This window comes from Brevibacterium renqingii, assembly GCF_017808095.1.
In the GTDB taxonomy this organism is placed as follows: Bacteria; Actinomycetota; Actinomycetes; order Actinomycetales; family Brevibacteriaceae; genus Brevibacterium; species Brevibacterium renqingii.
In genome coordinates this window covers 40925-59857 of the sequence record NZ_JADBHG010000011.1, presented here as the reverse complement: position 1 = coordinate 59857, position 18933 = coordinate 40925, and the positions used below count along the sequence as shown (strand labels likewise).

The following is an 18933-nucleotide window of genomic DNA, read 5'->3' as shown; positions in this document are numbered from 1 at the left end:
TCCGTGCCTATTAGTTCACTCGCTGCGCTCGCTCTCCAGATCAGCCAGGCGAGCCTGGCTGGACACGAAATCGCCGCTGCGCGGCTCCAACGCGAAGAAGTGGATGTTACCTTTCCGTGATACTTAGATCATCGAAAAAGGACAGTCAAACAAGATCTATATAAATCCTGATCTAGGTGCTACATAGAACTGGCGATCAGCCCCAGGTGTGAAGCCGCGTTTTCCCACGTGGAGAAATCCCGTTGCCGGCCTCCGGCTGCGGCCGGCTCATGCGCGGTATAGACGACTGCTCTAGGGGAGCCTGCAGCGCTCAGGGAGATCTCTATCGCTCCTAGATACTCCCCTGTGACGGAACGTAGGGGGCGGAGGCTAACAGGGAGCCGGGTCTCGCCCGAAGAGCTATGCATGAGCGCTCCGCACCATAGCCAGCTCTTTGTCGGCGATCAGTCTCGTCAGGTTGATCCAGATCGGCCGAACGTTGTGCTCGCCCTTCTCTGCCGTCATGCCTGCCACCTTAGCGTCTATTTCGGTGTTTACATAGACTAGTATATGTGCCAGTATATTTTTGTAAAGCCCGTCAGATCTTCCAGTTCACGGCGCTTATATCAGCAAGAACAGAGGAGACAACGATGACCATCGCCCCGCTTCCACCCACCCGGACCCTCGACATCTCCTTCCACACAGGAAGGACCCTCTACGGCCCCGCACCGGCGATCGCCACGGTCTGGAACGGAGGTGTCGACGTGCCAACGGAGTACCGAGCCGAACTGCTCACAGCACAGATCGTTGCTGCCACATGCCTCGGCCTGAAAGCTGAGGTGGCATTCCTCAATGCGCACTCCACGCACCTGACCATCACCCACGCGCCACTAAGCGTGGCCGACCTCTCTCAGAAGCTTCTCCTGACCGAGTACGCCAGCCTGTTCTACATTCACCCATCACAAGCAGCCATGATCACCACACATGATCTGCCGATCGAGGACAGCAGCACACAGCTACAAAGCGAAGCCCGCCGGCTCCTTGTCTTCAACCTGGATCGGAACCCCGTAGCCATCGACGAGGCAGTCAAGATCCTGACGGACCAAACCGAACTCACTTCGCCACAGCTCAAACACATCCAGCGGACTGTCTCAGTCCAGGCCGGAGGCCGCTGGTGAACACATCGAGACTCAGTACTCCAGGCCCCGCCATGATCAGCGCTCTGATCCTCTTGTGGATAGGAGTCTGCGGCCCCCTCGCGGATCCCCTCATCCAGACGCCTCCAAGTCCGGCGGTGTCAATGCACCAGCAAGATGCAACAACGCATGAACAGTCTTAGCAAGAGGTCACAATGCATCACAAGATACGCGCGATTTCCGCACTACTGATCACGACCTTCGTGGTCATCCCACCGGCAAGCCCTGCCACCGCGGCCGGACCCCTGACCGACCTCACCGGGGCAGAGTCTCCCGCGGCCATTGGACAAGTTGATCGCGAGGCTGTCCGAACGACCATTGAAGACCTCCACTCATCCCCCAGGCGCTCGAATGGCGCCTACGACCGATCAGCACAGTATGGAAGTTGGTCATCGAACATCGGCTCTGCCGACACAGCGTTCTGCGGATCGACTCGCGAGGACATCCGCAACCGAGATCTCGATGAGGTCCAGTACAAGGCAAACGACCGTTGCGCCGTCGACTCCGGAGTTCTCGAACATGATCCCTATACCGGCCGCAGCATCGAGTTCTCTCGCCAGCAGAGTCCTGCCCTCGAGGTCGAGCACATCGTTCCGGCCGAGTATCACTACGACATGATCGGCCACCGGCAGACTCAGAAGGAGCGCGAAGCCTTCTACAACGACCCTGAGAACCTCATCCTGGCAGACGCCTCATCCAACAGCTCCAAAGGCAGTTCTGGACCTTCCGAATGGCTTGTCCCAGACAACCCCAGCTACGTCTGCTCCTACATCACTCGCTTTACCTATATCGCTGACAAGTACCACATGCCTGTCGATCCCGCTGATCAGCGAACAATGCTCCGAACCATCGACACGTGCGACAACACTGCGGAACGAAACTCAGCGGCCCTCGAACACAACGTACCCATCACTCCCGGCTCCGGTCCTTACTGGCTGGCTCTGGCTGGACTGCTCGCCATCGTCGTATTCACCTACCTCACCCTCAAAAAGCGGGCAAAACGGTAGCCGCACCAGAACCGGAGACTGACCAATGCTTCCTGAATTCACCAACTGAGCGGAGTAGGTTCCAATGTTCGAAGAACTGTTCTCATGGATTGACCCGCTCTTCGACGGTATGCCCCCCCTCTGGCTGCTGGGGATCGGCTGCATAACGGCATTCGGGTCACTCACCTCTGCAATCCGATCGCTCCGCTCTTTACGTCGACGGAACATTCCTGGGGCCCTCGTCGCCGCGCTCTCGACGGCCTGGCATGTTCCACCCGACCCGATGACGCCGGAGGCCGACGAGTGTCCACCCTGCCGCTCCGTGACTCCTCGTGGGGCGGATCAGAGCGGGCGACTCCCTCGCTCGGGGCCTAGAAGGGCGGGCGTTCGCCCGATGCGTCGTACATGGCGACGTCGTCCGCGACGATGGGGATGCCGGTGTCCGGGGCATCCGCGATGGCTCGCCAGGCTTGGATGTCCTCCCAGGATTCCCAGCGCTCGTAGTTGTTGACCCGCGTGGGGTCGACCGGGTCAGCGGTGATCGCGAGGTCGTGGCATCCGGGCGTTTGGCGAGCTCGGCGTACGAGGTCGGCATGCGCAGCCACGAAGGCGTCACGGTGGGCGGCATCCACCGTGAGGTAACCGGCAATGATCAGCATTCAGTGGTCCTCGGGTTCGTGCTCGGTTCTGGCAGGACCCGACTCGGTGCGGACGAGTCGGGTCAGTGAAAATGGTACAGCGAGGATCTCGTCGAGCACCTCGGCGACATGCCGGAAGTGCGGCGTCTGGAAGTGCGCGTCGAGTGAGGCCTGGCTGGTCCACTCCTCGAGGATGATCATCCGCGTCGGGTCGCTGGGGTCGAGGTACGGCCGGTAGCCGAGGCACCCGGGTTCGGCTGTTGAGGGCTCGACCATCGCGGAGAGTTCGGTCTGCAGGCGGGCCTCGAATCCGGGCTTGGCTTCGAAGCTGGCGATGAGCGTGAACGCAGTCATGCGGAGTCCTGTCGTGCGAGGCGAGGCGGTCAGGCGGCGGGGTCGTCGATGCGGGTGCCCTTGATCAACCAGGTAGGCCCTTGGGCGTAGTCCTCGATGAGGGAGAAGAACCGCTCAAAGTGCGGTCCCTTGGCGTGTACGTCGAAGGCCTCGGCGTCGTCGTACGCCTCGTTGAGGAAGAACCGGTTGGGTCGGTCGGCGTCCTCGATGAGTTCGAAGCGGCGGGTGCCCGGCTCGTCTGCGGCGGAGTTGCGTCCGTCTTCGAGGGCGGCTGCGATGAACTCGTCGCGGTGACGCTGGGGGACGTCGAAGTAGACTGCGATGTGGTACATGCTCGAAACTCCTTGGTCTTGGAAGGAATCGGTGACGGGTTCCAGCGTTCGGCACGGCGACGATCCACAAAAGAGCCGGAAATATCCTGGGAGTAGCGCTACCACCCTTGGCGTGGGGCCGCTTGATCGGCGGCGTGAGCTCGCGGATTTCCTCACCCGGCGTCGCGCCGGGCTCTCTCCGTCCGATGTGGGCTTGCCGGCCACGACGGGCCGACGACGCCGTACGCCGGGTTTGCGTCGCGAGGAGCTCGCGTCACTCGCCGGGGTCAGCGTCGACTGGTACATCCGCCTCGAGCAGGGCCGCGCCGAACGGCCCTCACCGTCGGTGCTCGATGCCCTGTCGGGGGCGCTGCGACTGTCCGACGATGAGCGGCACCACCTGTATGCGCTCGCGCGGGCCGAGCGTCCGCCACTGAACAGCACGCCCGACGAACGCGCCGACGCAACGCTGCTGCGCGTCCTGCACGCACTTCCCGACACCGTGCCGGCGATGCTGCTGGGCCGACGCTGGGACCTCCTGGCCTGGAACGACGCGCTGTGCGACCTGCTCGTGCCCCTCGACACTTACCCCGCCGAGCGGCGCAATCTGATCGAGCTCACGTTCCTCTACTCGAGCTATCAGGAGCGGTACGCCGACTGGCCGGCTGTCGCTGAGGAGACGGTCGCGAACTTCCGCGCCTCCGTCGGGCGATACCTGGACCTACCCGAGGTGCAGGACCTGGTCGCTCACCTCACCCACGCCAGTCCCGAGTTCGCCCGATGGTGGGCGCAACACCACGTGCGTGAGAAGTCCAGCGGTATCAAGCAATTCCGCATGCCCGACGGCGTCGTACCCCTCCGTTACGACACGCTCCTGTCGCCCTCCAGCACCGACCAGCGACTCGTCACCTACACCGGCGAACACCGACACCAGCGTCCTCAAGGTGACGACGTGGTCGGCACTTAGGGAACTCGTAGCCGGGCCTGGCCTGGCGTGGGGTGCGCCAATTCGGGTTCGTCGGATAGGGCTCTAATCCGATTCGACCATGACGCCCCTCGTCGGTGACGCCTGCAGGAGTGCGGCCGTATCCCAGGAAAGGCGCTCGGGCAGGGCAGGCTCACGTCGACGGCGCGGCCGGAGTCGGTGACAACAACGTCATGAGAGATCACAGCTAGCTGTTGCTGGTCATGAGGTTGTTGACGTTCGTTTGATTCTGTACCTGTAGGTAGGTACAGTACTTGTGTGAGTACGCGTGATGATCTGATTGAAGCGACCCGGGGGCTGTTGTGGGAGCGCGGGTACGGGGCGACGAGTCCGCGGGAGATCCTGGATGCCGCCGGCGCCGGGAAGGGCAGCATGTACCACCACTTCCGCGGTAAGGAGGCGCTGGCGCAGGCGGCGATCGAGCGCAACGCGGAAGAGATGCGGGACCAGATCACAGGCGACCTGGCTTCTGGATGTACCGCACTCGGTCAGGTGCGGGCGTACCTGACGCGGGAGCGCGAAGTGCTTAAAGGCTGCCAGTTCGGGCGGCTGGTGCAGGACCCGGATGTGATTGACACTCCCGCGTTGCGGAGCGAGGTGCAGGAGATGTTCGCGTGGATTCGCGGGCAGCTCGCCGAGGTCATCTCGGCCGGCGTCAACGGTGGGGAGTTCCGCGCAGACTTGGACCCGGTCCGGACGGCCGCGGCGGTCGCGGCGGCTTTGCAGGGCGCGTATGTGCTGGCGCGGGCGGCGAAGAATCCCTCGGTCTTCGACGATGCGGTCGAGGGCGTGCTGGCTCTGCTTGAAGCAGCGCGCGCGTGACCGCGCTGCTGGCGCCGGCGCGCACGGCGTGGTCGGCGCGGGCCTGGGCGATCTACCTCGGCTGGATTGTGATCACCCTGGACGGGAGCGCACTAAACCTCGCGCTACCGCGGATCGCGGAGGATCTCAACGCACACGCTAGTGGCATCTCTTGGGTGGTCGACGCGTATACGCTGCCGCTAGCCTCGCTGCTGCTGCTCGGCGGGAGCCTCGGCGACCGGGTCGGCGCGGAGCGGCTGTTCCGTATCGGCGCGATCGGCTTCGCCGCGGCATCCGTCGCGTGCGCGCTGAGCCCGTCGATCGGGCTGCTGATCGCGTGCCGTACCGCGCAGGGGGTCTTCGCCGCGCTGCTGCTGCCGATGGTCCTCGCCCTCGTCGGCAAGAGCTTCAACGATCCCGGGCAGCGCTCGAGCGCGGTGAACCTGATGACGGTCTTCGGCGGGGCGGGCATGGCCGCAGGGCCGTTCCTCGGCGGGCTGCTGACCGATACGGCCGGCTGGCGGGCCGTGTTCTGGCTCACCGCGCCGATCGCGATCGCCGCCGCGGCCCTCGTTGGTGCCGCAGACCGACCGCGCACCAGGCAGAGCCGGCCGCGCTTCGACTGGGCCGGGCAGCTCATCGGGACCGCAGGCCTCGTTGCGGTGGTCGCGGGACTCATCGAGGCCGGCCGCGGCACGAGCCCGGCGCTCACCTGGGCGCTCCTCGTAGCCGGCGTGGTCCTGCTCGTGATCTTCGTCCTGGTCGAGCACCGCTCGCCGGCGCCGATGATGCCGCTGAGCGTCTTCCGCAGCCCAGGATTCACCGGCGCGACCGTCGGAGGCTTCGCCTTCCAATTCGGCGCCTACGGGCTCCAGTTCTTCCTCGCCCTGTATCTTCAAGCCGCCTGGGGCGTCTCCGCGCTTACCGGAGGCCTGCTGCTGGCTCCCTTCGCGGTCGGCATCGTCGCCTCCAGCGTGTTCGCGAACCCGTACCTGCTGCGACGAGGCACCCGACAGATGATCCTCGTCGGCTCCGCCGCCGCGGCCGCCGGGACCCTCCTGCTCCTCGCTACGACGGCAGCCGAATGGTGGTGGGTGCTCGTCATCGCGGAGTTCGTCATCGGTGCCGGCACCGGCATCTACTCCACCGCCCTGAACAAGACCGCCAGCACCTCCCTCGGCGCGGACTCCGCAGGCCTCGCCTCCGGCATCTACAACACCGCCCGCCAGGTCGGCCAGTCCGTCGGCATCGCGATCCTCGGCGCTCTGGCCGCCCTCGCGGACTCACGTGCCGGCTTCATCGCCGCGATCGCCCTGATCACCTGTTGCGCCGCCGCGATCGCCGCCACCGAGCTGCGGCCCCGCACCGCCGCGCTCGCATGACGCACAAGAACGCCCCTCTCACACCGGAGGGCCGCAAGCGCCTGATTGAGCGGTGCCGGACGCGGCCGATCGCGCATGTGGCCGCCGAGATGGGCATCTCGCAGGCGACCGCGTCGAAGTGGGTGAACCGCTATAAGCAGTTCGGCGAGCTCGGGCTGATCGACCGGTCATCCGCTCCGGTCCGGCAGCCGACCGCGACGCCCGGCGAGACGGTGGCGCGAATCGAGTCGATGCGGCGGGAGAAGAAGTGGTCGGCGTCGCGCATCGCGTTCGAGCTGCACGCCGACGGTGTTGCGGTCAGCCGCCGCACGGTCACCCGGCACCTGGCCCAGCTCGGGCTCAACCGCCGCCGGTTCATCGACCCGAACGGCGAGACGAACCGGGGGCCAAGACGATCACCGCCAAGCACCCTGGGCACATGGTGCACCTGGATGTGAAGAAGGTCGGGCGCATCCCCGGCGGCGGCTGGCGGGTGCACGGGAAGAACAGCCCCGAAGCCCGGGCCGCCGCCCGCGCGAAGACCCGCGGGGCTCGCGCCGGCTACGCCTACCTGCACTCCGCCATCGACGGGCACACGCGTCTGGCATACACCGAGTCGCTCGAGAACGAGCAGGGCCCGACCGCCGTCGCATTCCTGAACCGCGCCCGGGAATGGTTCGCCCAGCACGGGATAGTGCAGATCGAGCGGATCATCACCGACAACGGCGCCTGCTACCGCTCCGCTACCTTCGCCGCCGCCATGGGCGGCGCGGAGCACCGGAGGACGAGACCGTACATGCCCAAGCACAACGGGAAAGTCGAGCGGTACAACCGCATCCTCGCCGAAGAGTTCCTCTACGCCAGGACCTGGACCTCAGAACAGCAGCGCGAAAAAGCACTCGAGGCCTGGAACCTGCACTACAACTACCACCGGCCCCATGGTGCCCACGACGGCAAGCCGCCCGCATCCGCTACACCGTCACGCGTCAACAACGTCATGAGAGATCACAGCTAGCAGTCAGGGATCGACCTTGGTTGAATGACGTCAACACCCGAACTGGCGTGCAGTCCGTACCACCCTCGCCACCGAGGTTCCAGGTCGGAGCACCGGTCTGGTGGATTTCCTGCCCGGAGGTGCTGTAGCAGAGTCGCGGTCGATACTGGCTCACCCCCTGACAGTGAACTCGATCCACGTGTCCGGTCGGAGCTCGGGGCGACCTGGCACTGGACGATGCTCTTTCATTGCGGCGGGGTCGATCGAGTTGCACACGCGCTGCCAGAACGCTGCCGCAGGCTCATTGGTGTCCTGGAAAGCGACGGACCAGCGTCCAGGAAACTCCTCCACAATGCACTTGACGGTGAGCGTTCCAATGCCTCGTCGCCGGGCCCCGTGGACGAGGAAGAAGCTGTTGATGACGTGGGGCGAGTTGTCCAGTGCTCGTAGCAGGGCGAAGCCCACAGGTGAACCGCCGAGATGGATCAGTCGGGCGATCCAACCTGTCTCGCTGCCGAGGGCGGCGTCAAGCCTTTCTTGACGGAACCGCCCGTCGTGGTCGGGTAGCGCGCGGTTGTACTGCGAGAGATCGTGACTGAACATAACCCACAGGCGCTCGAGCACATCCCGGTCCGCATCGCTCGCTACCGTGACATGGAAGCGTGTTTGCACATCTGAGTTCATAACTGAGAGTTTCCATGATGCACCTGGACGGAGCGTTGCGGTCTCTGCTATAAGGTTTCGGCGAGCAGCAGCCGTCTTATAGGAGCGTCGAAGCGACGTCCCAAACGATGCTCTCGAATCGCTTGGGACGGTCATGAAGAGCGGTCACATAGGTCGTCGCGGCAAAATCCTGAGCGTCAAGCCGGTCCTGCAACTGACCGACGTGCTGCCAGAACGCCTGATCATCCGCGAGGGCTCCTCTGCTGCTCGGGCACTCCACGCGGGCGGCTAATAGCGACCTTCATGGTCTCGGTGAGAGATGGCGCCTCGTCGTAAGGGGGACGAGTTCTGCCAGCGCCTCGCTCGGACTCTGCGCTCCGCGCACGGATCGACGTCGCGTGCGAGGAAGCGGGCCTCCATCGGCGGAGCATCTTCGAAGCCGACACCATCGCGGACCTGCTGAGCGCCGTCGAACACGGCATCGGGATCGCCCTGGTTCCCCCCGAAACGATGGTTGGCCACCCGCACCTGCGGACGGGGAACACCGAGCCCGAGATCGGTCGCGAACTTGTGATGGTGTACGCCGCCAACCGGCCACCCAGCCCGGCAACGGACCGGTTTCTCAGCACCATCGAGCACTCATTGCCGAGTGACGGAGGGCGACGTTCTGAGCCCTGATCAGGATCCCACCGGGGATCCAACCCCGATGGCCACACTGGGAAGACGAGAGCCAGGTGAGGCCCGCCGCCCTCGTTCAGGATCGCCGGTGCTGGGAATGAGTCGCCCGGTGACCCATCGTGGGTGATGCCTGAGAGTAGCGTCCCCGGCGTCGAAGAGCTCGTAGATCGGGACAGCGCCGTGGACGAGGACGAAGCTGTGGAACCGGGCATGCGATGAGATAGCGGAGTTGACTGGCGATCTACCTTGCCTCGTTCCGAAGGTCGGTCAGAGCCGCGAGCACATTGCTAATCGCATTCGACATCAGCACGCGCCTCGGCACCATGAAACTCCGACGAGCAGACTCATGACCCGACAGTCGCGCAGAGCCGGTGTCCGTCTAGTTGAATCGCCGGGACGTCCGTCCGCCTCGCCGACGACGCGGCGCACCAAGCGAACGTTCTTCACATCATGCAGCGCCCTCCGATACTATGATCGTCGAAAGATTCGTCAGCCGAAGGAGGGCGGCGTGAGCTCGTCGCGAGAAGAGGCTGCGGAGGCGTTCGGCGTCGCTGTTCAGCAGTATCAACGGGTGGTGCAAGCCTTCGATGACGCGGTCGGTCGCACATTGGGTCTTGGGGCGACCGAGCTGCGGTGTCTGGACTGGCTGACGGACGGCGCAATGTCCTCGGGCGAGTTGGCGAAGGCTATTGGGCTGCGGCCAGCGGCGACGACCACGCTGGTCGATCGTCTGTGTCGTCGCGGTTTCGTGCGTCGTGGACCGGCACCGGCGGACCGTCGGAAGGTCTTGGTCGAGTTGACTCCGGAGGGGCAGGAGGTCCTCTGGAGGATGTACGGACCCCTCGTGCAGGATGGGCACCGGCTTCTGGAGGAGTTCGACGCCGAGCAGATCCTCGCCTTCGAACGGCTCCTGTCCGCGATGGCGAACAATGCAGAAGAACACACTCGGCGAGTGGCAGCGGACCCCGGGACGCTAGCCCGTGAGATGACAGCCCCGCCGCATCGAAGACGTCGCGCGGGGCGAGGACAAGTAGAGGAGAAGTAAATGCCGGATATGCAGGCGCTTGTAGCGTTCGCCGTGATGTCGTTCGTGCTGATCGTGGTGCCGGGGCCGAGCGTGCTGTTCGTCATCGGGCGGTCGCTGGCGCTGGGTCGGCGGGGTGGGTTGTTGAGCGTGCTCGGGAACGAGCTCGGCGGTCTACCGCTTGTTCTCCTGGTGTCCGTGGGGCTCGGTGCCGTCGTCGCGCAGTCCGCGATGGTGTTCCTGGTGGTCAAGCTGCTGGGGGCGGGCTATCTCGTGTATCTGGGAGTGCAGGCGATCCGGCATCGGCGCGTGGACACCGGCGCGATGACCGCTTCAAGGCAGGGCGCGTCGTCGTGGAGCGTGCTGCGGGAGGGCTTCATCATCGGTGTGACGAATCCGAAGACAATCGTGTTCTTCGTGGCGGTGCTGCCGCAGTTCGTCAGCCCGGAGAGCGGGCCCGTCGCGGTGCAGATGGCGATCCTGGGGCTCGTGTTCACGGCGATCGCATTCGCCTGCGATGCGTGCTGGGCGCTGGTGGCCTCCGCGGCGCGTCAGTGGTTCGCGACCTCGCCGCGCCGGCTGTCGACGATGCGCGCAACCGGCGGCGGGATGCTCGTCGGCATGGGCGCGACCCTCGCCCTCGCCCCCGCCAAGAGCTGACCGGCATGCACGAAAAGCGTAGAGCGGTGGCGGATCACCAGGGGGAGCATCTGCTGGAGCGGGCGAGGCGGCTCGACCAGGAGGCATGGGCGATGTGTGAGCGCCTTGGCATTTGGCGCCGGCTGGAGAGCGTCGGCGCTCCGGTCGTGGTCGGCGCCGCCGGCCTGGGCGTGATCGATCGGCGGGACATCGACATCACCACCTCGTGCGTGGCGCTGAACGAGGAGACCATCGGGCGCATCACGTCTCTGGGGGCGGAACTCGCCTCGCACGAAGACGTGCGGCAGGTCGTGATCCGGGACGACACCGGCCGATGGAACACCGACCCGCGATACCCGGACGGCTACTACCTGGGGCTGGAGATCATGTCGCCGCGCGAGAAGCTGTGGACGGCCGATCTGTGGTTCGTCGACGAGCCCGAACGCCAACCCGACCTCGAGCACCTCCGCCGCTTCGCACCACTCGTAACCGACGAATCCCGCACAGCCGTCCTGACCTTGAAACGCGTGACCCGAACGCGTGACACAGGCGATGACCCCGTACCCGGATACCTGATCTATGAAGCCGTCATCCAGGACGCCGTCCGCTCGGAGACGGAGCTTCAGGAGTGGTTGAACCGCCGGAGAACCGAACCCGCGACCCGCGAGGAAGGACCCCACGCATCGTGAACGACAGGCTCTCCGCGCTCGGGCGAGTCAACGCGCTGCTCGTCGCGCCGGACGCGACGAGGCCGGAGCTCGCGCTCGGATACAGTGCTGCCCTGATAGGGGCTGCGGCTGCGGCAGCGGGCGGACTCGTCTCCGGATACGGGGCCGCGCACGTGCTCGTCCTCGCCGTGCTCGGATTCGACATCGCAGGCGGTGTCGTCGTCAACGCCACACGGGCAGCGGCACGACGCTTCCATCACGGCCCCCACTGGCGACGGCGCTCCGTGCTGTTCGTCGCCGCGCACGTGCACCCGTTCGTCGTCGCCGTGCTCTTCCCCGCACAGTCCTGGTCGGCAAGCGCCGTCCTCTACCTGGGACTGGTCGTATCTGCGCTGCTGATCACCTCGGCGCCGCTCTCGCTCCGTCGGCCGGTGGCTTTCGCCTGCGCCGCCGCACTGATCACGTGGACCGTCGTCACCGCGCCGACGGAGGACGCGCTGGCCTGGATCGCGCCGCTGCTCGTCATCAAACTGCTGCTCGCGCACCTGCTCACCGACAGCACCCCGACACCAGAAGCCACATGAGCATGGGCGTGTCCATGATGTCTGATATCTCATCCGGATCAGCGGCGGCTGTCTTCTGCGGTGCAGAACCGGCCAGTCAGCATCTCAATTTGGATTGTGAGGGAGATGCGACCAGCTTCGGCGCCGCCGTCGAATCCGAGACTCGGAAAACCCAGGGCCTTCTGGATGATCTTCGCGTGACCATCGAGAGCCTCGATGCGCGAACCGAGGTGCTTCGCACATCGATCAAGACGACTCGTCGAGAAGCCTTGTCGTTACAGAAGCGCATCGAGAATCTGGACGCGAGGATGAACCCAGAGAAGGGGAACCTCCGGGAACTTCTCGCGAAGCGTAGCGAGATCGAGAAACACCTCGGTCTCTATGAGCAAGTCAAAACCTTCGAGGATATGATTCGACGGATCGCTGACGAGACTGAAGCGGAGGTGGCAACAGCGGTTGCGGGATTGAGCCTCACCGCCGTACGGGAGTTCTCGGCGGAGATTTCCAAGCGCCTCGCCGAATGGGACTACCCGTCCGCAGCATCTGTTCGTTATGACCGAAACGAACTCGACATTATCGCGGGCGACCAACGGCGCTCGGCGCACGGCAAGGGAGTACGCGCAGTTCTCCACGCCGCCTTTACGCTCGCCCTCGCCCAGTATTGCTTTGACCGGGAGCTGCCGCACCCTGGATTCGTCGTGCTCGACTCGCCCCTCGTCACCTACCGGCCACCCGATCAATCAATAGACGCCGACGGCGAGCCACCGGAGGGCGTTGTGCGGGCCTTTTACCGTGACATCCAGGCCAACTTTGACGGCCAGATTATCGTCATGGAGAACACTGATCCGCTGGATCCTCTCGGACCCGATGCGCGCGATATCCGCTTTACGAAACACATCGACGTGGGAAGGTACGGCTTCCTGCCTGTCGTCGACGGCGCGGAGACCACTGACACCCTCGTGATCGAAGGCTGACCGGCGGCAACGGCGAGGCCCGTTCCACCTAACGTTCGCGGCCGTGGGGATCGCGGAGCGCCATCCCCGCGCGGAGCAGGTACACCCGAACAGAGCTTGGATTGAAGCCGAGCCTCTCGCCGATCCTCGCCAAGGACTCGCCCTGCTCGTAACGCAGGCACATCTCGCGCACCTGCTCAGATGACGGCTTCTCACGGCGCAACCGCACACCTCGCGCCCGCAACCGCTCAGCGAGACGCTGACGGCTCATCCCCAGATCACCCGCGATCACGCGCAGGATCTCGCCGTCCTTGTAGCGGCGCTCTGCCTCATCCAGCATCGCCGCCGTCAACTGCGGAACTGGTCGCGGCAAGGGCCGCGAGAAGGCCGGGCCTGACCCTGCCGACCTACGGCGACGCCGGATCGCCCGACGCGACGAGACCGCCAACTGTAGAGCCGGGGCACGGTTAGAGCACTGTCGCGCTACCTCCACTTTTTGATTTCGGACGCTGGTTCTCAGCCGTCGCGACTGCCGATCACTCGACCTGCTCATGACGAGTGACGCTGGAGAGCCCCTTGATCGGACCGCAAACGACGTTGGCAGTTTTTCGGAAACCTGTGCCGGGTAGTCTCGGCATTCGTTTCCGAGAAGTCAGGCTCTGGTCGTCGGGGTGTCGTCGCCGTGCAATGCCGTTGCCGCTCCTCGGTTCGGTCGGTAGGGTGAGGCAGGCGCCACTACCGCTGAGCGATGGGAGGATCCATGTCCCGCAGACCTGGCCTGAGCGCTGAACGGATCACCTCGTTGGCCACCGAGTTGTTCGCAGGTGAGCAGGTAGAGATCGCTCCGGTGGGCACACCAGGGATGGAGACGCAGGCGTTCCGGGTGGACGCCGCCGGAGCCACCCGCTGCCTGCGGATCGGGTCCGGGCTGTGCGGGTTCCGCAAGGATGCGTGGGCCGCCTCGACGTTCGGTGACCTCCTGCCGGTCCCCGAGGTTCGGGCCATGGGGGAGTTGCCGGACGGCGACGCCTACTGCCTGACGGACTGGGCGCCGGGGGAGACCGTGCAGGACCTGACGACCGAACAGGTGCAGCGGATCACCCCGCTCGTCTTCGAGGCCTGGACCCGGCTGCAGACCGGCGTGATCGACCGGACCTCCGGCTTCGGGCTGCTGGACCCGGACACCCTGGCCGGACCGTACCGCTCACACCGCGAGCGGCTGCGCGCCGATCTTGCCGGCGTCGAGGGCTGGCCGGATGACTGGACCGACGCGAGGCGGCACGCGATCTCGGCGGTGGTCGACCGCGTCGGGTCGCTGATCGACGCCTGCCCGGTAGAACGCGGCCTCGTGCACGGCGACTGGGGGACCAACAACATCCTCGCCGACGGTGATCGGGTCACCGCGATCCTGGACTGGGAGGCGGCCGGGATCGGTGATCCGCTGCAGGACATCGCCGGCCGGTTCTGGGAGTTCTGGCCGCCGGTGTCGACCTGCGTCCGGGCGCAGGCCGACCACGCCGATCAGCAGCTCGGCCGATTGCCCGACTACCGGGCTCGGGTGCTCTGCTACGACCTGCTGACCGGCATCAGCGAGATCACCGAGAGCCTGGCCGACGGCGAACACGACTTCGCCGAGCGGTGCCTGGACCGGTGCCTGGAGTTGCTGGAGACGTACATCCCCTGAGACCGCTGCAAACGCAGACGCTGCGCTCCGGAAACGGCCCGATCGGCCGACCGGTGATCACGGCGTCGACGTTTGCAGCGGCGCACGACCGACCCGAGGATGCGGCAGCCGGTCAGCCCTTGACCGCGCCGATCATCACGCCCTTGGCGAGCGATGAGCAGGGTGTTGTCGCAGGCTTCCGGATAGTCGCGGAACAGGTCGCGCATCTGGGCGGCCGATTTCAGATAGAACTCGTCCGCGTCGAACTTGAATCGCTTCGGATCGTCGAGGGTGGTACCGGACTGGACATACCCCTACTCGCTCTTATGGCTCAAGGCGAACCCGCATCCTGGCCTTATCGCGCTACGAACCTACCTGGAGGCGACAGTCCAACGCGATGCGGACAGTCAGAACGTCTGGCTTCCCCCGGGGACGAGGTCCTGACACGCCCTAAGAGCTCAGGACCAGTGCAATCCAGTTGTTCCTCGTCGTGACTGCTCGGTTCGCAACCTCGGAGTCTGGCGCGAACACGTCAAACCCGTGGAAGCCCCCCGGCGGCGAGATCGTCCAGCGTCCACCGCCGTGCTGGGCTCTCTCGCAGCAGTGCGGCAGCCCGGCGCGCCTCGACCCGCAGCGGCGCGAACCGGCGATCACGCGGGAGCGTGGGCCGGATATGCGCACGCTGCGAGGGCGAGATGCGCACAGGCGAGACCTTGATGAACGGGGCGATCACGTAAGTGATCTGAAACCACACAGCGCTTGCATCCGGTAGCAGTGGCGCACGAAGTTCCCCTCGATGCTGAGCGCCACCAGTTCGTCCAACCACGGCATGAGCATCCCGGCACGATCCTCCCCGACCCGGAGAATCTGCGCGGGCTCGGAATAGATCGTGTCCGCGAACCCCTGGGCAGCAAGCCGGTCTTCGAGAAACCCGGCGTACTGCCACCGCACCTGATCGAGCACGTAGTCCGTATCGAGGTAGACCGTGGTCACGGTGATGTGGCCCTCAGGCTCGGACCCGCACAGCACGTTTGCACCGAGCAGGATCACGTCACCGGACTTGACCGGCTCCTGCCCGAGCTCGCTGAACAGGATCGCGGAGCCGTCGCGGACGACGATCACTTTCACGCAGTCATAGGCCACCGGCCCCAACGGACGATGCACCGTCCTAGTACGTGCTATCAACGGTTGGAAGTAGCTCCGTTCGGGCGACCACTCCGCTTCCATGTCGAACTCGAGCTCAGCACTTACAGCCCCAACCTATCGGCGAACGCGCCGGCTTGATGCATGCAGGTCGTTCAGATAGGTGCAGAGCAGTTCCAGCGCGCTTGTACTTGTTCTGTACAGCCGACGAGTGCCGTCGCGATGTTCGATGAGAAGTCCCGCATCTTTGAGCACTCCGAGGTGTTGAGAGACTGCCGGGGCGCTCACCTCCGTGAACCGCCTACTGACTTCTCCGGCTGGGAGTTCATCTGCCGACAGCAGTTCGAGAATGGCTCGACGGCGTGGCTCACCGAGCGCCCGGAACGCACGTCCTGTCCTGTATCGAAGCTCATGCGGCACCTTCTTGGCACCCTGGAGCGGGTTTGGTCGCCCCGGTCCACGGGTTCTGCACGCGATCCCGGTTCTCATCCATCGGTCCGCAAGGCCGTACTCGGCTCAGTTCTTGCTTCGTCATTCTTCGGCTCCGCGTTCGCGTATTGCCGAGAGAGGAAGCGGTATTGCGGGGTGAGCAGCGCGGCGACGGCGAGCAGCACAAGCCCGAAACCTGCGAACACGAGGATGAGCGCGATGCCACGCGAATCTCCCGCGCCGAGTAGCCATTCCCATTCCCGTTGCCCTGCCTCGGTGCGCAGATGCGGGATGGTCCAGAGCTCGGCGATGGGCGCGATCAGCAACGCGGTGATCGGCGCCGCCGCAGCCTCGAAGGTGTTCGCGAACCCGAACACACGCCCCTGCTTCTCGTAAGGAACGACCTTCTGAATGACCGTTTGCTCTGCCGCCTCGACGGCGGGCATGAGAGCCATCGTCAGCCAGATGCCAGCGATGAAGAGCCAGCCCCACTCGCGGATCGTGAAGAGCATCCCGATCACACCGATAACAGCGACGACGAGCAACATCGTTCGGATCGGGTTCTTACTGAGGCCCTTTGCAGCGATAAGCCCGCCGCCGACGAACAGGCCCGTGGAGGCGACAGCGAACCAGATGCCCCAGGCCTGCACACCGAACAGGTCGATGCCATAGGGGTCCATCAGGGCCATCGAGACTCCGCCAAACAGGTTGTTGAGCGTGGTGAACAGCACCAGCGCGAGCAGACCGGGCACGGCGAGGACGGCGAGCCATCCGCCTCTGATGTCAACCCACTTCACTTGTTGCTCGGCGTGGATGATGTTTCGTTCCGGGATGCGAAGCCCGAGCAGGTGGAGCAGCGTGAGCGCGAGGGCCACCAGGCCGATGATGAGCGTCCATCCCATGCCGAGGAAGCCGACGGAGAGGCCACTGAGCACGCTGGTCACGAGCATCGCGAGTCCCTGCACGGCACCGACGAGTCCGTTGGCGTTCGCGTGGCGCTCATCCGGGACCAGCAGGGTAACGGTGGTGGAGAGCGCGATGTTGCGCAGTTGCTCGACCACTGCACCGGCGAGCATAACGACCGCGAAGATCCAGAACCACGGCAGGGTCAGGTCCGCCACGCCGTCCTCGCCGATGGCGAAGAAGAACCCGGCGTCGAGGATGAAGACAACGAGCGTGGCGAGGGTGGTCCACACCATCACGGACTTCTTACGGAAACGGTCGACCATAGTGCCGAAGAACATGCTGAACAGCGAGACGAACAGCATGTACGAGGCACCGATCACACCAGTGGCGATCAAGTTGCGGCTCTCGGCGTAAATCCAGAACGTCAGCGCGAACCAGAGAAAGCTCGTCGTCACGTTGGCGACAGCCGTGTTGACGAGAACCTGCACGAAAATGCGGAATCCGTTCGGCGGCACCTGGACACTCTCCGAGGACGCCGGAGGCGCCGACTCTGCGGCGCCTCCGGGTGAAGGGGGAGACTCACTCATGAGGGATGCTCTGCTTCAGCGGGACTCGGCGTACTGCGCCTCTGCCTTGACCCACTCGGCGGCGCGGAGTTTGGCGAGTCGGACTTCCTCGGCTTCATCGAAGACGTACCACTCCATGCTCGGCCGGTCCGGAAGAACGCCGCGCAGGTACTCGCCGAGGAAGTGCAATGGGCCTTCCCAGCTGATCGCAGGACTGATCTTGTCGCCGGACAGGTCGGTGTGGAAGACGTCAGCGATGGAGGCGTGCTCCAGTTCAAGCCACGTTGCGTCGTCCCCGTCTGCGGACAGTCGGACCTCGACCAGATCGGCCTCCGTGCAGTCCGGTGGAATCCACTCCAACCGGAGCAGGTTGGGCGCGTCACAGGCGAGAATCTCCCCGCTGGCCTGGCCCTCGAAGGCGTAGTGTCCACCCTCGCGGAAGTCGCCGCTGATGGGAAGGAAGAAGCGGTCAATTCGATTGGGCGTCGTGACGGCGGCCCATACGTCCTGGATCGATGCGTCGAAACGGCGACGGAGCACGACGGCGTGGGCAGGGCCGTCCACGAATTCACGGTTCGTGACGCTGCGCTCCACGAGAGGGATGCTCGCGTCCTGGGGTGCGAGGTCAGTCATTGTTATTCTCCTTTTCGTGATGGCCTGGTTCGCCGACCGGCTGGTCGACATGGTGGTGAATCTGGATCAGGTTTCCGCAGGTGTCGTCGAACACCGCAGTGGTGGTTTCACCCATGACGGTGGGGGGCTGAGTGAAATGGACACCAATGCCCTGAAGTCTCTGGTACTCGACGTTGACATCGTCGACGGCGAAGGAGTTGAAAGGCGTGCCTTCGGCCGTCAGTGCATCCCGGAACTGCCGCGCCGGAGGACTGGTGGGTTCGAGGACGAGTTCGACGCCGTTCGGGTCTAGGGGTGAGACCACGGTGATCCAGCGGTCCTCACCGACCGGAACGTCGTGCTTGGTGACAAAGCCCAGCACGTCGGTGTAGAACCGCAGCGCATGTTCCTGGTCGTCGACGAACACGCTGACCCACGTGACCCTCATGCCCGCCCGCTTCACTGACCCGGCAGCAGGGGCGGTGGTAGCTCGGGAAGGCGAAGGTTCAGTGCTCTCGGCCAGCCAGCTCTCGACGATCGGGGCCAGCGGCGCTGTGTTGAGGAACAGCATCTTGTACCTACCCTTGCGCTCGGTCGTTACCAGGCCAACGGCCTCCAGCACGTCCAGATGCTGGGAGACGGCCTGACGCGAGGACGTCAGCCCGTGGTTGGTCGCGAGCCGGGCATACAGCTCGAACAGCGACTGCCCATCCCGCTCGCGCAACTCATCGACGATCGCCTGCCGAGTCGGGTCCGAGAGTGCCTTGAATACATCCGTCACACCATCAACGTTAGGCAGGTAGTGGCTTGCATGTCAAGCG

At 64.8% G+C, this 18933-nt stretch carries 21 protein-coding genes and 2 pseudogenes; 13 read left to right on the top strand and 10 right to left on the bottom strand.

The window, feature by feature from the left end; all coding sequences use genetic code 11:
* Window positions 1–629: 629 nt before the first annotated feature.
* Window positions 630–1157: a hypothetical protein gene (locus tag IIE29_RS15875; RefSeq protein ID WP_209326266.1), complete on the top strand. Its 528-nt coding sequence runs from the start codon at window positions 630–632 to the stop codon at window positions 1155–1157.
* A gap of 173 nt (window positions 1158–1330) precedes the next feature.
* The gene (locus tag IIE29_RS15870; protein ID WP_209326265.1) at window positions 1331–2182 is read left to right on the top strand and encodes a GmrSD restriction endonuclease domain-containing protein; all 852 of its coding nucleotides are present in this window, start codon (window positions 1331–1333) and stop codon (window positions 2180–2182) included.
* A 350-nt stretch (window positions 2183–2532) separates the two neighbouring features.
* Here the strand turns inward: IIE29_RS15870 and IIE29_RS15865 are convergent, their stop codons facing one another.
* The 3 genes from IIE29_RS15865 to IIE29_RS15855 are packed head-to-tail and all read right to left on the bottom strand — an operon-like array spanning window position 2533 to window position 3485.
* The gene (locus IIE29_RS15865) at window positions 2533–2820 is read right to left on the bottom strand and encodes a putative quinol monooxygenase (RefSeq protein ID WP_209326264.1); all 288 of its coding nucleotides are present in this window, start codon (window positions 2818–2820) and stop codon (window positions 2533–2535) included.
* Window positions 2821–3153, bottom strand: a complete 333-nt coding sequence (locus tag IIE29_RS15860; RefSeq protein ID WP_209326263.1) for a putative quinol monooxygenase — start codon at window positions 3151–3153, stop codon at window positions 2821–2823. It abuts the gene before it with no gap.
* A 29-nt stretch (window positions 3154–3182) separates the two neighbouring features.
* Window positions 3183–3485 carry a putative quinol monooxygenase gene (locus IIE29_RS15855; RefSeq protein WP_209326262.1) on the bottom strand — a complete coding sequence of 101 codons (303 nt, stop codon included), beginning with the start codon at window positions 3483–3485 and terminating at the stop codon, window positions 3183–3185.
* Window positions 3486–3597: 112 nt separating this feature from the next.
* Between IIE29_RS15855 and IIE29_RS15850 the strand changes: the two genes are divergently transcribed.
* The 4 genes and pseudogenes from IIE29_RS15850 (at window position 3598) to IIE29_RS15835 (ending at window position 7626) form a co-directional block, all read left to right on the top strand.
* Complete coding sequence (locus tag IIE29_RS15850; protein WP_209326261.1) at window positions 3598–4431, top strand: helix-turn-helix transcriptional regulator; 834 nt, start codon at window positions 3598–3600, stop codon at window positions 4429–4431.
* A gap of 276 nt (window positions 4432–4707) precedes the next feature.
* A complete protein-coding gene (locus IIE29_RS15845) occupies window positions 4708–5271 on the top strand; it encodes a TetR/AcrR family transcriptional regulator (protein WP_209326260.1) in 564 nt (187 codons plus the stop codon).
* A complete protein-coding gene (locus IIE29_RS15840) occupies window positions 5268–6632 on the top strand; it encodes an MFS transporter (RefSeq protein WP_209326259.1) in 1365 nt (454 codons plus the stop codon). Before IIE29_RS15845 ends, IIE29_RS15840 begins: the two co-directional genes overlap by 4 nt.
* Window positions 6629–7626, top strand: a pseudogene (locus IIE29_RS15835) (IS481 family transposase). Before IIE29_RS15840 ends, IIE29_RS15835 begins: the two are co-directional and overlap by 4 nt.
* Before the next feature lie 150 nt (window positions 7627–7776).
* Here the strand turns inward: IIE29_RS15835 and IIE29_RS15830 are convergent.
* Window positions 7777–8289 carry a GNAT family N-acetyltransferase gene (locus IIE29_RS15830; protein ID WP_209326258.1) on the bottom strand — a complete coding sequence of 171 codons (513 nt, stop codon included), beginning with the start codon at window positions 8287–8289 and terminating at the stop codon, window positions 7777–7779.
* 327 nt (window positions 8290–8616) lie between these two features.
* Here IIE29_RS15830 and IIE29_RS17270 point away from each other — a divergent pair, with 327 nt between their 5' ends.
* From IIE29_RS17270 to IIE29_RS15800, 6 genes are all read left to right on the top strand, one after another.
* Window positions 8617–8946 carry a LysR family transcriptional regulator substrate-binding protein gene (locus IIE29_RS17270; protein WP_209326271.1) on the top strand — a complete coding sequence of 110 codons (330 nt, stop codon included), beginning with the start codon at window positions 8617–8619 and terminating at the stop codon, window positions 8944–8946.
* A 508-nt stretch (window positions 8947–9454) separates the two neighbouring features.
* Complete coding sequence (locus tag IIE29_RS17075) at window positions 9455–9991, top strand: MarR family winged helix-turn-helix transcriptional regulator (protein ID WP_343071938.1); 537 nt, start codon at window positions 9455–9457, stop codon at window positions 9989–9991.
* Entirely contained in the window at window positions 9992–10630 is a 639-nt protein-coding gene (locus IIE29_RS15815; protein WP_209326257.1) for a LysE family translocator, read from the top strand. It abuts the gene before it with no gap.
* Between the two features lie 26 nt (window positions 10631–10656).
* On the top strand, window positions 10657–11298 hold the full coding sequence (locus tag IIE29_RS15810; protein WP_209326256.1) for a hypothetical protein: 642 nt from the start codon (window positions 10657–10659) through the stop codon (window positions 11296–11298).
* On the top strand, window positions 11295–11861 hold the full coding sequence (locus IIE29_RS15805; RefSeq protein WP_209326255.1) for a hypothetical protein: 567 nt from the start codon (window positions 11295–11297) through the stop codon (window positions 11859–11861). The genes IIE29_RS15810 and IIE29_RS15805 overlap by 4 nt, the downstream gene beginning before the upstream one ends.
* On the top strand, window positions 11858–12814 hold the full coding sequence (locus IIE29_RS15800) for a hypothetical protein (RefSeq protein WP_209326254.1): 957 nt from the start codon (window positions 11858–11860) through the stop codon (window positions 12812–12814). Before IIE29_RS15805 ends, IIE29_RS15800 begins: the two co-directional genes overlap by 4 nt.
* A 28-nt stretch (window positions 12815–12842) precedes the next feature.
* On the opposite strand, the gene IIE29_RS16955 is transcribed toward IIE29_RS15800, so the two are convergent.
* Window positions 12843–13133: a hypothetical protein gene (locus tag IIE29_RS16955; RefSeq protein WP_209326272.1), complete on the bottom strand. Its 291-nt coding sequence runs from the start codon at window positions 13131–13133 to the stop codon at window positions 12843–12845.
* Window positions 13134–13553: 420 nt separating this feature from the next.
* Here IIE29_RS16955 and IIE29_RS15790 point away from each other — a divergent pair, with 420 nt between their 5' ends.
* Complete coding sequence (locus IIE29_RS15790; RefSeq protein ID WP_209326253.1) at window positions 13554–14477, top strand: phosphotransferase; 924 nt, start codon at window positions 13554–13556, stop codon at window positions 14475–14477.
* A gap of 532 nt (window positions 14478–15009) precedes the next feature.
* On the opposite strand, the pseudogene IIE29_RS17190 reads toward IIE29_RS15790, so the two are convergent.
* From IIE29_RS17190 to IIE29_RS17185, 5 genes and pseudogenes are all read right to left on the bottom strand, one after another.
* Window positions 15010–15599 (bottom strand): annotated as a pseudogene (locus IIE29_RS17190) (AraC family transcriptional regulator); the annotation flags it as partial.
* Window positions 15600–15716: 117 nt separating this feature from the next.
* Window positions 15717–16088 carry an ArsR/SmtB family transcription factor gene (locus IIE29_RS15780; protein WP_209326252.1) on the bottom strand — a complete coding sequence of 124 codons (372 nt, stop codon included), beginning with the start codon at window positions 16086–16088 and terminating at the stop codon, window positions 15717–15719.
* The gene (locus IIE29_RS15775; protein WP_209326251.1) at window positions 16085–17521 is read right to left on the bottom strand and encodes an MFS transporter; all 1437 of its coding nucleotides are present in this window, start codon (window positions 17519–17521) and stop codon (window positions 16085–16087) included. Before IIE29_RS15775 ends, IIE29_RS15780 begins: the two co-directional genes overlap by 4 nt.
* Window positions 17522–17536: 15 nt before the next feature.
* Window positions 17537–18133: an SRPBCC domain-containing protein gene (locus tag IIE29_RS15770; RefSeq protein WP_209326250.1), complete on the bottom strand. Its 597-nt coding sequence runs from the start codon at window positions 18131–18133 to the stop codon at window positions 17537–17539.
* A complete protein-coding gene (locus tag IIE29_RS17185) occupies window positions 18126–18893 on the bottom strand; it encodes a VOC family protein (protein WP_343071935.1) in 768 nt (255 codons plus the stop codon). The genes IIE29_RS15770 and IIE29_RS17185 overlap by 8 nt, the downstream gene beginning before the upstream one ends.
* Window positions 18894–18933 lie beyond the last annotated feature (40 nt).